The organism is Paenibacillus sp. J22P277, assembly GCF_059383675.1.
This window is the reverse complement of record NZ_JBXENS010000006.1, coordinates 570,222-582,513: the sequence shown is the minus strand read 5'-3', so window position 1 is coordinate 582,513 and position 12,292 is coordinate 570,222. Positions and strand designations below refer to the sequence as shown.

Here is a 12,292-nt window from a genome sequence, read left to right as displayed (position 1 = left end):
GGCGGCGGACGACGAACGTTTGGGAGGGTTTTATTTGTCCAGCATTTTAGCGTACGACCTTGGGGCGAGCAGCGGCAGGGCGCTGCTCGGCCGCCTGACTGACCGCAAGATCGAGGTAGAGGAGGTTCATCGTTTCGGGAATGATCCCGTCGCGGTGGGCGACCGCCTGCATTGGGACATCCTCCGGTTGTTCCATGACATCAAGCAGGGCTTGTTGAAGGCCAAGCTGGCCGGTGAAACGCCGGGCAGCCTGGCGATCGATTCCTGGGCCGTCGATTTCGGACTTATCGGCCGCGGCGGCGAGCTGCTCGGCAATCCGTACCATTACCGCGACCGCCATACCGACGGCGTCATGGAACGCACGACGGCGCGACTGACGCCGGGCCGGATCTTCGGCCGGAGCGGCATTCAGTTCCTGCCGTTTAATACGATTTATCAGCTGGCGGCTTTGAAGGAAGCGGACTCGCCGCTGCTGGCGCAGGCCGAGCATTTCCTGATGATCCCCGATCTGCTGCGGTACTTCCTGACGGGCGAGATGCGCAATGAATTCTCCAATGCCACGACGACGCAGCTGTACAATCCGCTGCTCGGCGGCTGGGATGCGGAGCTGCTCGGCGATATCGGCATCCCGTCATCGCTGTTCGGCACCGTCGTGCAGCCGGGCACGCCGGCCGGCCGGCTTCGTCCTTCCTTGACGGAAGAGCTGGGCATCGGGGCGATTCCGGTCTACGCCGTCGCCGAGCACGATACCGGTTCGGCCGTCGCGGCGGTTCCGGCGCTAGAGCGCGATTTTGCCTATCTCAGCTGCGGCACGTGGTCGCTGATGGGCACGGAAGTGGATCGGCCGGTGATCACCGAGCTTGCGCAGGAGCTGAATTTTACGAACGAAGGCGGCGTCGGGGGGACGTATCGGCTGCTCAAGAACATCATGGGCCTGTGGATTCTGCAGGAAAGCCGCAGGACGTGGGAGAAAGCAGGGTTGACGTTCGGTTTCCCCGAACTGGTTGCGCTTGCCGAACAGGCGCCGCCGCTGCGCGCGTTCATCGATCCGGACGACGCGATGTTCCTGCACGCCGGCGACATGCCCTCCCGCATCGTCCTGTATTGCGAGCGCACGGGACAGCGGGCGCCGGGGACGCCGGGCGAATTCGTCCGCTGCATCCTCGAAAGCCTTGCGCTCAAATACCGTTATGTGCTTGAATTAACGGAGCGGCTCTCGGGCAAGCGTTTCGGCGGCCTCCATATGGTCGGCGGCGGCATTCAGAACGCGCTGCTTTGCCAATGGTCCGCGAACGCGATCGGCAGACCGGTCTGGGCCGGTCCCGTCGAGGGCAGCGCGCTCGGCAACCTGGCGGTCCAATGGATCGCGCAGGGCGAGATCGCGGATATATGGGAAGCGCGCAAGATCATCCGCGAGTCGTTTCCGGTCACGAATTACGAGCCGCGGGACGGCGCGCAGTGGGAAGAAGCGTACGGAAGATTCCGCGCGTTGGCGGGGCTTTCGTGAGCTTCGGATCGGTAGTGGATACATGTACGGGATGCCTGCCTCTTGGCCGGCATCGCGCGGAATAAGAACGTCATTGCTACGATTACGGGAAGAGGTCGACATATGCTGGTTGCGGAACGCTATGAGAAAATTGTTGGGCTGGTGAACGATCGGGGCAGCATCCGGGTAACGGAGCTGAGCGAGCTGTGCCAGGTGACGGAGGAGACGATCCGCCGCGATCTCGACCGGCTGGAACAGGCCGGCCGGCTCCGCCGTTCTCATGGCGGCGCGGTCAGCGTGAAGGATACGCCCCAGCAGCCGGAAATTCCGTACGCGGAGCGCGAAATCACGCACGCGGAGGAGAAACGGCGGATCGCCGAGGAAGCGGTCAAGCTGATCCGTCCGAAGGACCGGATCTTGCTGGACGCGAGTTCGACGGCCTGGTACATGGCGACGTACCTCCCGGATTTTCCGCTGACGGTGCTCACCAATTCCATCAAAGTGGCGATGGAGCTGAGCAGCAAGGAGCGCATCGAGGTCATCTCGACCGGGGGGCAGCTCGCCCAGCGATCCTTGTCCTACGTCGGTCCGCTGGCCGAACGTTCGCTGGACGCGTACCATGTCGACAAAGTGTTTTTCTCGTGCAAAGGGGTGCATCTCGACCGCGGCATCAGCGAATCGAACGAGCTGCAGGCGCGCATCAAGCAGAAAATGATCGGCATGGCGGACGACGTCATCCTGCTCGCCGATTCCAGCAAATTCGGGGTGCAGGCGTTCACGCACGTGGCGGAGCTCGGCGACGTGGATACGATCATCACGGACCGGCGGGCGCCGCAGGAGACGCTCGGCGTGCTGGCGGAGCGGGCAATAACGGTTCATACGGTGTGAGGGCCGCGCAAGCGCCTCGTGTCGTTCCGACCGCAGCGTTCGGAGGCGCAAACGCTTTTTTACTGACCCTATGATTTTTCTTGTTTGTTTCCGATGCGGATTCGAGCCGGACTGCCGGCCGTTCGAATCCGCATTTTTATTATTGTCAACCTGTCTGATAACCTGATAAAATGATGGCATAGACCACTCGAAGCGAGGTGCCTGGTTACGTGAAAGTGTCCTTGTTTATTACTTGTTTGAGCGATGCCCTCTACCCCCGCGTGGGGGAAGCGATGGTACGCCTGCTGGCGAAATACGGCGTCGCGCTGGAGCTTCCGTCCGTGCAGACCTGCTGCGGGCAGCCGGCGTTCAACAGCGGCTACTGGAAGGAAGCGCGCGAGACGGCGAGCACCATCATCGCCGCTTTCGAAGACGCCGATTTCGTCATTTCCCCGTCGGGCTCCTGCACGTTCATGATCCATCATTATCCGAAGCTGTTCGAGCACGACCCCGTCATGCTGGAGAAAGCGCTTCGATTGCAGGCGAAGGCGTACGAATTCACGCAATTCCTCGTGCAGGTGCTCGGCGTCACGGACGTCGGCGCGCAATTTCCGCACAAGGTCACGTACCATCCGTCCTGCCACGGCAGCCGGCTGCTCGGCGTGAAGGAAGAGCCGCTCCTGCTGATGGAGCAGGTGGATGGGCTGGAGCTCGTGCCGCTTCCGTTTGCCAACGATTGCTGCGGGTTCGGCGGGACGTTCGCGGTCAAGATGTCCGATATTTCCGGCGCGATGGTGACGGAGAAGTCCGATCACGTGCTGGAAACGGAAGCCGAAGTGCTCGTCGGGCTCGACATGGCCTGCCTCATGAACATCGCGGGCAACTTGCGGTATCGCGACAAGCCGGTGCGCGTCATGCATTTGGCCGAACTGCTGTATGAAGGGGTGAAGGGCGCATGAGCGCAACGGGAACGCAGGCTGGGGGAGCGACCGTCAAGGAACGCGCGGAGCTCGCGCTGAACAACGATTTCTTGCGGAAAGCGGTCAAATTCACGACGGAGCGGCTGCGGGCAGGCAAGGAAAACGCCGCCGCCGATCACGGCAACTGGGACGACTGGCGCGAACGCGGACGGCAAATCCGCCTGCATACGATCGCGCATCTCGATTATTATTTGAATCTGTTCGCGGACAACGCGCGGGCGAACGGCGTGCATGTCCATTTCGCGGATACGGCGGCGGAAGCGGTCAAGATCTCGCTCGATATCGCGAAGCACGCGCAGGCGAAGACGGTCGTGAAGTCCAAGTCGATGGTGACCGAGGAGCTGCATCTCAATCACGCGCTCGAGGAGATCGGCGTGGAAGCGATCGAGACCGATCTGGGCGAGTACATCATTCAATTGGCGGGCGAGACGCCGTCCCATATCATCATTCCGGCGATTCACAAGAACCGCTACCAGATCGCGGAGCTGCTCTCGGCCGACGCGGGCGAGACGCTGGCGCCGGACACGCAGGTGCTGGCGGGCTTCGTGCGCCGCAAGCTGCGGGAGAAGTTCCTCGAAGCGGACATCGGCATGACGGGCTGCAATTTCGCCATCGCCGAGACGGGCTCGATGGTGCTGTTCGAGAACGAGGGCAACGCCCGGATGGTCACGACGGTGCCGAAGACGCAGATCACGCTGATGGGCATGGAACGCATCATCCCGTCCTTCGCCGATCTCGAGGTCATGGCGACGCTGCTGCCGCGCTCCGCGACCGGACAGAAGCTGACCGTCTACATGTCCGGCATCACCGGACCCCGCCGCGACGCCGACGCCGACGGGCCGGAAGAAATGCATATCGTCATCGTGGACAACGGCCGTTCCCTGCAGCTCGGCGATCCGGAGTTTCAGGAGCTGCTCAACTGCATCCGCTGCGGCGCCTGCCTGAACGCCTGCCCGGTCTACCGCCATATCGGCGGCCATGCCTACGGCGGCACGTACAGCGGTCCGATCGGCGCGGTGCTGACCCCCGCGCTGAAGAAGAACGTGGCGGAATGGGACGATATCGCCAACGCCTCGAGCCTGTGCGGCGCCTGCTACGAAGCCTGCCCGGTCAAGATCCCGCTGCACGAGATGCTGATCTATTTGCGCCGGCGCAAGCTGGAAGCCGGACGCGGCGACAAGCTGGAGGCGCTCGGCATGAAAGGCTTCGCCGCCGTCATGTCGAACGCGAAGCGTTACCGGGCGGTCGTCAAGCTCGGCCAGCTCGGGCAAAAGCTCGTCGTCCGCGACGGAGGGATCCGCGTGAAGCTCGGTCCGCTGAAGGGCTGGAACACGTACCGCGTCACGCCGAGCCTGCCGAAGGAATCGTTCCGGCAGCAATGGAAGACGATGGAAGAAGAGATCCGCCACGGGCTGCAGGACATGGACCCGGCCGTGAAGAACCGGATGGAACAAATCGTGAAGGACCGCGAATCGGGTAAAGGAGGCCACGGGCATCATGGCTAAATCGGAAGAACACCAAGCGTGGCTGGCCGAGCTGGACGCGAAGTCGCGCGCGAAGCAGGCCGGCTTCATCGATGGCATCTCGGGCAAGCTGAAGCGCCCGCGCGTGACGGCGCCGCCGGCTCATCCTTACCGCGGGGCGCCGGATTTCTGGAAGTCGTTCGAATGGCCGCTCGAGGAGCGGATCGCGAAATTCCGGGCGAATTTCAAGGCTGCCGGGGGCCATACGGAACGGCTGGCCTCGATGGAAGACGCGCGCGCGTTCATCGCCGGCAAGGCGGCGGAGCTGAGCGCGCGGTACGTCATCCGCCAAAATCAGCCCGAGCTGAACGGACTGGGCCTGGAGGAAGCGATGCCGGACGCGGCCTTCTCCGTCTGGAACAGCGATCCGGAGGAGCATTGGAAGGCGCGCGCCGCGGAAGCGGATGTCGGCATCGTCGTCGCCGACTACGCGGCTGCCTACACCGGCTCCGTTACGGTACTGTCCTCCAAGGACAAGGGCAGGTCCGTCAGCCTGCTGCCGACGGTGCTGATGGTCATCATTCCGTTGGAACGGCTGCATACGCGGCTGGGCGAGATTTTGGCCGACTTCGACCGCGCAGGGAGGGAGAATCTTCCGGCGGGCATTCATTTTATCTCCGGCCCGAGCCGCTCGGCCGACATCGAGAACGACTTGACGATCGGGGTACACGGTCCCGGCGTGGTGTATGCGCTGATCGTGGGTTGAGGGCCGAACGCCGGCTCGTTGCATTGCGGCATCGCATGATGGTACGATTCTCCAATGTGCGGTATGCCGGCGGTACCTTTGCGCTTGGCCGCATGCAGCAGGAAAGGAGCTTCAGCGATGGAAATCACCCGTTTATCCAAACGCAACCATTACGAGGAGATTGCCGAGCAGCTGAAGCGGCTGATCCTCGACGGCAAACTGAAGGTCGGCGACAAGCTGCCCTCGACCAAGGACATGTCCGAGCAGTTCGGCGTCGGACGCTCCACGATGAGGGAAGCGCTGAGCGCCTTGAAGGCGATGGGCTATATCGAGATTCGCCAGGGCGGCGGCTGCCGCGTCATCAGCAGCGCGCCGTCTCCGGTGGAGCTGCAGACGCTGCGGATGAACCGCGCGACGCTGCTCGAGCTGCTGGAAGCGAGAGACGCGCTCGAGGTGTCGAACGCCTCCCGCGCCGCGGAGAAAGCGACCGAGGCCGACATCGCGGTCCTTCGGAACCTGGTTCGGGAGATGGAAGCGGGCATCGGCGACGATCGGGAAGGCGAGCGCACGGACGTGCTGTTCCATCTGACGCTGGCGAGAGCGACCCACAACACCGTCATGCTGCGGCTGTTCGAATCCATCGTCGGCCAGCTGGAGACGGCGATCCGCGACATCCGGCGGGTCGAGATCTACGCGAACCGCTCCGTGGCCGAGCGGCTCTACCGCGAGCATTTGGGGATCTTCGAGGCCGTTTCCGCCCGCGACGCGGCGCTTTCGGGCGAGCGGATGAAGGAGCATTTGGCGCATGTGGTCAGCAATCTGATGCGGGTGCTGTAAGCGACGATCCCGGCGTTTATTGCCGGACTCGCTTTTATTTTTATGCCGCTAAGTTTGCAATTGAATATCGTCCTGAAGCACAGGCTGTTCGTCCGGATCGTCATCGGGCGGGCAGCCTTGTTTTTGGGCAATAAACGCCTCCATTTTCCTCGGGTACCCCAAATGGGGTATACTGGAGCAAGCGCCAAGCGTGCGTGCTGACCAAACCAAGGAGCAATTATCATCATGACGGATTTCTTCCTATCGAATTTCATAACCATTATTACCATCATCAATGTTCCGCTGGCAATCGTCGTCATGTTCATGGAGCGCCGCAACGTCGGTGTGACTTGGGCGTGGCTGATGGTGCTGCTGTTCCTGCCTGCCGTCGGCTTCGTGGTGTACCTGATATTCGGGCAGAACCTGAGCAAGAAAAAGCTGTACAAGCTGAATAAGCGCACGAAAGAAACGCTGGCCGCGATGGTCGAACAGCAGCGCAGGGAGTTTCACGATCACCGGATCGTGTTTAATGATGATGCGGCAGAGCAGCATTCGGACCTGATCTGCATGAACCTGACCAGCGGTTTCGCGCTGTATACGCAGAACAACCACGTCGATATTTACACGAACGGCCCCGACAAATTCGAGGCGCTGTTCGCGGACATCGAGCGGGCGACGCATCATATTCATCTGATGTATTACATCGTTCACAACGACGGACTGGGTAACCGGCTCGTCGACGCGCTGACCGCGAAAGCGAAGCAGGGCGTCAAGGTGCGCTTCCTCGTGGACGACATCGGCAGCTCGATGCTGAAGCGGGAATTTTTTCACCGGCTGGTCGCCGCGGGCGGGGAAGTGGCGTACTTCTTCCCGTCCAAGATCCCGTACCTGAACATCCGGGTCAACTATCGCAATCACCGGAAGCTCGTCATCATCGACGGCCAGATCGGCTACATCGGAGGCTTCAACGTCGGGGACGAGTACATGGGCTTGAACAAGCGGTTCGGCTTCTGGCGCGATACGCATCTGCGGATCACCGGCTACGCCGTGCTGCAGATGCAGGCCCACTACATGTTCGACTGGAACCTGGCCAGCCACACCTCGTTCAGCCGCGAAGTGCTGGGATTGTTCCCGCCGGCGGCGAGCACGGGCACCACGGGCATTCAGATCGTCTCCAGCGGACCCGACCAGACGCTCGAGCAAATCAAGAACGCGTATATCAAAATGATCCATTCCGCCAAGAAATCGATTTATATGCAGACGCCGTATTTCATCCCGGACGAGAGCTTGCTGAACGCCTTGAAGATGGCCGTGCTGTCGGGCATCGACGTCCGCATCATGCTGCCGAGCAAGCCGGATCACAAGATGGTCTACTGGGCGACCTTCTCGTATCTCGGCGAATTGCTCGAGGAAGGCATGAAATGCTACCTGTACGAGAAAGGCTTCCTGCATGCGAAGGCGCTCGTCGTCGACGGCAGCATTGCTACCGTGGGAACGGCCAACGTGGACATCCGAAGCTTTAAATTGAATTTCGAGGTGAATGCGATCCTGTACGACACGGGAACGGCCATGCGCCTGAAACAAATATTCGAAGAAGACATGCTGGATTGCACGGAGCTGACGTACGAGCAGTACAAGCGCCGTTCCAAGCTGGAGCGGTTCAGGGAATCGTGCGTGCGGCTGCTGTCTCCGATCCTTTGACGATACCGAATTTGAAACTAGCAGCAGGGGTGAGAGCCAATGATGGACAAGCAAATGGTCATGGAATGGGCGAAAATGCTCATGAGCTATAAATTCGCGCTGGACGAAGTCAGCACGAAGCTGACGATCCTGAACGAAGAACTGCAATTCATTCAAAACTACAACCCGATCGAGCACGTCAAGACGCGCATCAAGTCGCCGGAAGGCATCGTGGAGAAGCTGCAGCGGAAAGGGCTTGAAGTATCGAAGGAAAACGCCGCCGAGCATATCCGCGACATTGCCGGCGTCCGGGTGATTTGTTCCTTCACGACGGACGTGTACCGCGTGTACGACATGATCCGCAGCCAGGGCGACGTCGAAGTGATCGAGGTGAAGGACTACATCAAGGATCCCAAGCCGAACGGCTACCAAAGCCTGCACCTGATCATCCGGATCCCGATCTTCCTCTCGGAACGGACGGAGCATGTGAAGGTCGAAATCCAGATCCGCACGATCGCGATGGATTTCTGGGCCAGCCTGGAGCATAAAATCTATTACCAGTTCCACGACGACATGCCGGCGTCCATCCGCGAGCAGCTCAAGGCGACGGCCGACATGATCGGCATGCTGGACCGACGGATGCTGGTGTTGAAGGACGAGGTGCAGAAGTTCAGCGACAGCGCCGAGACCGTCAAGCTGCAGCAGTTCCCGATGCTGCCCGCCTCCAAATAAAACAGATAAGAAAAATATGGAAGTTAATTGAAATATCACTAATATTGACATGAAAAAGGGAGAAATTATGCCCTAGTTTTTAAATGGTCATTTGTTTACAATGAACAATGACCATTTTTAATTTTGCTATTTTTGAAAACGCTTTCAAATAAATAAGGGAGGCATCCTGCTTGATCCACATCATGATCCGCGGCATCAACGATCTGAAGCTTCGCACGAAGCTGGTGCTTTCCTTTATTTTCGTCGCCTTCGTGCCCGTCCTCATCGTCGGCGCGTTCCTCACGGGCGAGCTGAAGAACATGGCGCTCAAGAACGCGCTCGAGCAGACGGCCAACAACGTCGAGCGGGTCAAGAAACGAACCGGCGAGGTCATCAACGTGTCGTACGACATCTCCTACCGGATGTCCAACGACAGCAGGCTGGAGACATTGGCGAACCGTCATTACGAGTCGGTGTACGAGGTCGTCAAGGCGTACAAGGAATACCCCGACATCAAGGACTACATCCGCCTGTACAAGGATATCTCCAACATCCGGCTGTACGTGAACAACCAGACCCTGCTGAACAACTGGGAGTTTCTGCAGCCGACGAAGAGCATCATTCAGTCCGATTGGTACCAATCGGCGCTGAACAGCAGCGGCCTTGCCGCCTGGTACTACATGCCGGACGAGCGGGACCAGCGATATTACCTCAGCCTCGTGCGCAAAATCGATTTCCTGACGCAGCATACGAGCGGCGTGCTCGTCATCAACGTCAGCTCCGACAAGCTGAGCGCGATTCTGAGCCAGGAAACGTTCGAGACGATGATCGTGGACGGGAACAACCGCATCGTAGCGGCCAACCGGCCGGGCCGGGTCGGCAGCACGCTGGCCAGCCTCAGCTACGATCCGAAGGTGATCGCGGCGAAGAACGGCAGCTTCCAGGCGAGCGTCAACGGCAAATCCTCGCAAATCCAAATCGAACCGCTCGTGCCCGAATCGAGCATGAACGCGCTCCGGATTATCTCGGTCTTCTCCATCGACGGCATTATGAAGGAACCGAACCGCATCATCAAGCTCGCCTTGACGGTCATCGTGATCAGCTTGGCGGTTGCCATCATGCTCATCTACGGTTTCTCCGCGGTGTTGTCCAAACGCATGATGCGCTTAAGCAAATATATCGCCAAGGTCGGAACGGGCAATCTGGACGTCGCGCTCGAGATCGACGGCAAGGACGAGATCGGACAGCTGTCCAGGCAGTTCAACGGCATGGTGAGCAGCATCAACGGGCTGATCGTCGAGCTGCAGGATTCCAACCGGCAGAAGGTCGAGCTGCAATCGCGGCAGAACGAGATCAAGTTCAAAATGATGGCGAGCCAGATCAACCCGCATTTCCTGTTCAACGCGCTGGAGTCGGTCCGCATGAAAGCCCATCTCAATGGCGAACGGGAAATCTCGAACGTCGTCAAGCTCATCGGCAAAATGATGCGCAAAAATCTCGAAGCCGGCAGCCGAACCGTCCTGCTTTGCCATGAAATCGATATGGTGCGGTGTTATTTGGACATTCAGAAATTCCGCTACGAGGACCGGCTGCAGTACGAGCTGCAGATCGATCCGGATGCCGAGCAGGTGCAGATTCTGCCGCTCATCATCCAGCCGATCGCCGAGAACGCGGTTATCCACGGCTTGGAGAACCGGGAGGCCGGCGGCCGCGTGCGCATCGCGGCGTTCGTGCGCAACGGGAAGGTTCATATCGAGGTCGCCGACAACGGCGAAGGCATGCCGAGGGCCAAGCTGACGGAGCTGTACCGGTCGATGGACGAGACCGAGGAACGCGAAGGCAACCGGATCGGGCTGCGCAACGTGCATATGCGCCTGAAGCTCATGTACGGGCCGGGCTGCGGCTTGCAGATCTGGAGCGAGCCGGGCGTCGGAACGACGGTCCAATTTACGATACCGATGGGGGAGATAAGCCATGTATAACGTGCTGATTACCGATGATGAACCGACGATCCGCGAAGGGCTGCGGACGCTGATCGATTGGGAAGCGCTGGGCTACGCGGTGGTCGATACGGCCGCGAACGGCAAGGACGCACTGGGCAAAATCGCCGTTTACCGCCCGGACCTGCTGATCGTGGACATTCGAATGCCGGGCATGACGGGACTTGAGCTCGTCGAGGCGGTCAGGCGGACGGGCGATGACGTGCACGTGCTTATCCTGAGCGGCTACGCGGACTTCGACTACGCCAAGAAGGCGATCGGCTTGGCTATCGACGGCTATCTGTTGAAGCCGGTCGACGAGGACGAGCTCGTCGACCATCTGGATAAGGTGAGAAACGTGCTGGACCGCGAGCGGAAGGAACAGGCGGACAGCGGATCGAGGAAAGCATGGAGCCGGCAGAAGCTGCTCCACGACCTGTTGTCCCCGGATGCCGCGGAGCGGACATTGCCGAAATCGAACGAGCTGAGGGCAATGGACCTTGACTGGGAGAGCTACGGCATCGTGCTGATTAAGCTGGAGGGCTCGGAGCGGGGGATGGAACCCGGACGGTTTGCCGCCGTTCGCGACCGTTTCGCGCAGGCGTACGACGTGAAGGACAGGGGCGTCGTCGTTGCGCTGGATGCGGAGCTTGTCCTGCTGCTGCCGGACGAGCTGTCCGCGGAACCGGTCAAACGCCGCGTCTACGCCGATCTGGCGGCGCTGATCGCGGAGCCGAGCGCGCGCATCGCGGCAGCGTGCGGCCCGCCCGTGTCGCGCATCGGCGACGTCCGGATGTCGTATTTGGCGGCGGCGGCGCTGCTGGACCGGCGGTTCTTCCACGCGGGCGGGCAATTGATCGACTCGGCCTCGCCGGCGCTTCATGCGGCTCCGGGCGGCATGGCGGAAGCGAATTGCGCCGTCGACGTTCCGGCGCTCGCGGAGAGGCTGTATTTCGCCATCGACGTCGGCAATGCCGCGGTTTTGTCGCAGTTGATCGCGGAGACGGGCCGCGAGCTGATTCGGTGCGGGAAATCGGAAGCGGACATCAAATCCGCGTTCGCCGGCATCGTGACGGCCTTGGCGGGCAAGCTGTCCCGGAGCGGCGACGAACGGAAGCTGGACAACGAGCGCTTGTCCGCGTGCATGTCGGCGATCTACGGCCATGTCCGCTACGACGAGCTGGAGCAAGAGCTGATCGCCGTCCTTCCGACGCTGCTGATAGGGAGCGGATCCTGCGGCGGCGACAAGCAGATCAAGAAGATGATCGACCTGATCCGGCGCAATTACGTCGAGAACCTGAAGCTGGAGACGCTGGCCGAGGTGTTCAATTACAACAGCGCCTATCTCGGCAAGCTGTTCAAGAGCGAGACGGGCGAATATTTCAACACGTACCTCGACAAGGTGCGGATCGAGAAGGCCAAGGAGCTGCTGGATCAAGGGCTGAAAGTATATCAGGTCGCGGAGAAGGTCGGCTACGCCAACGTGGACTATTTCCACGGCAAATTCCGCAAATACGTAGGCGTGTCCCCGACTTCTTACCGGAAGAAGTAGCAGGCTGGGTCTT

Annotated in this window: 10 protein-coding genes; all 10 read left to right on the top strand. The window is 60.4% G+C overall.

Translation table 11 applies throughout. The annotated features are described in order from the left end of the window. Positions 1-34: 34 nt before the first annotated feature. The 10 genes from AC50YL_RS23320 to AC50YL_RS23275 all read left to right on the top strand — a co-directional run bounded on the left by AC50YL_RS23320 (position 35) and on the right by AC50YL_RS23275 (position 12,279). Positions 35-1,507 carry a rhamnulokinase gene (locus tag AC50YL_RS23320; RefSeq protein WP_494835065.1) on the top strand — a complete coding sequence of 491 codons (1,473 nt, stop codon included), beginning with the start codon at positions 35-37 and terminating at the stop codon, positions 1,505-1,507. Positions 1,508-1,609: 102 nt separating this feature from the next. Beyond that, positions 1,610-2,374 (top strand): DeoR/GlpR family DNA-binding transcription regulator, encoded by a 765-nt coding sequence (locus tag AC50YL_RS23315; protein ID WP_494835064.1) that lies wholly within the window; start codon positions 1,610-1,612, stop codon positions 2,372-2,374. Positions 2,375-2,583: 209 nt separating this feature from the next. Beyond that, positions 2,584-3,312 (top strand): (Fe-S)-binding protein, encoded by a 729-nt coding sequence (locus AC50YL_RS23310; protein ID WP_494835062.1) that lies wholly within the window; start codon positions 2,584-2,586, stop codon positions 3,310-3,312. Next, positions 3,309-4,838, top strand: coding sequence for a LutB/LldF family L-lactate oxidation iron-sulfur protein (locus AC50YL_RS23305; RefSeq protein ID WP_494835061.1), 1,530 nt, complete (start codon positions 3,309-3,311; stop codon positions 4,836-4,838). The genes AC50YL_RS23310 and AC50YL_RS23305 overlap by 4 nt, the downstream gene beginning before the upstream one ends. Next, positions 4,831-5,562, top strand: a complete 732-nt coding sequence (locus AC50YL_RS23300; RefSeq protein ID WP_494835059.1) for a LutC/YkgG family protein — start codon at positions 4,831-4,833, stop codon at positions 5,560-5,562. The genes AC50YL_RS23305 and AC50YL_RS23300 overlap by 8 nt, the downstream gene beginning before the upstream one ends. Before the next feature lie 117 nt (positions 5,563-5,679). Continuing rightward, positions 5,680-6,378 (top strand): FadR/GntR family transcriptional regulator, encoded by a 699-nt coding sequence (locus tag AC50YL_RS23295; protein ID WP_494835058.1) that lies wholly within the window; start codon positions 5,680-5,682, stop codon positions 6,376-6,378. A 225-nt stretch (positions 6,379-6,603) separates the two neighbouring features. After that, positions 6,604-8,058: a cardiolipin synthase gene (gene cls / locus AC50YL_RS23290; protein WP_494835057.1), complete on the top strand. Its 1,455-nt coding sequence runs from the start codon at positions 6,604-6,606 to the stop codon at positions 8,056-8,058. 39 nt (positions 8,059-8,097) lie between these two features. Next, positions 8,098-8,769 carry a GTP pyrophosphokinase gene (locus tag AC50YL_RS23285; protein ID WP_494835055.1) on the top strand — a complete coding sequence of 224 codons (672 nt, stop codon included), beginning with the start codon at positions 8,098-8,100 and terminating at the stop codon, positions 8,767-8,769. Positions 8,770-8,939: 170 nt separating this feature from the next. Beyond that, a complete protein-coding gene (locus tag AC50YL_RS23280) occupies positions 8,940-10,730 on the top strand; it encodes a sensor histidine kinase (RefSeq protein WP_494835053.1) in 1,791 nt (596 codons plus the stop codon). Then, positions 10,723-12,279, top strand: a complete 1,557-nt coding sequence (locus AC50YL_RS23275; RefSeq protein WP_494835051.1) for a response regulator — start codon at positions 10,723-10,725, stop codon at positions 12,277-12,279. The genes AC50YL_RS23280 and AC50YL_RS23275 overlap by 8 nt, the downstream gene beginning before the upstream one ends. Positions 12,280-12,292 lie beyond the last annotated feature (13 nt).

Bases quoted from the DNA above. Each gene is read 5' to 3' on its own strand.
- AC50YL_RS23315 (WP_494835064.1), top strand. From the start codon at position 1,610: ATGCTGGTTGCGGAACGCTATGAGAAAATTGTTGGGCTGGTGAACGAT.
- AC50YL_RS23305 (WP_494835061.1), top strand. From the start codon at position 3,309: ATGAGCGCAACGGGAACGCAGGCTGGGGGAGCGACCGTCAAGGAACGC.
- AC50YL_RS23300 (WP_494835059.1), top strand. From the start codon at position 4,831: ATGGCTAAATCGGAAGAACACCAAGCGTGGCTGGCCGAGCTGGACGCG.
- AC50YL_RS23295 (WP_494835058.1), top strand. From the start codon at position 5,680: ATGGAAATCACCCGTTTATCCAAACGCAACCATTACGAGGAGATTGCC.
- cls (WP_494835057.1), top strand. From the start codon at position 6,604: ATGACGGATTTCTTCCTATCGAATTTCATAACCATTATTACCATCATC.
- AC50YL_RS23285 (WP_494835055.1), top strand. From the start codon at position 8,098: ATGATGGACAAGCAAATGGTCATGGAATGGGCGAAAATGCTCATGAGC.
- AC50YL_RS23275 (WP_494835051.1), top strand. From the start codon at position 10,723: ATGTATAACGTGCTGATTACCGATGATGAACCGACGATCCGCGAAGGG.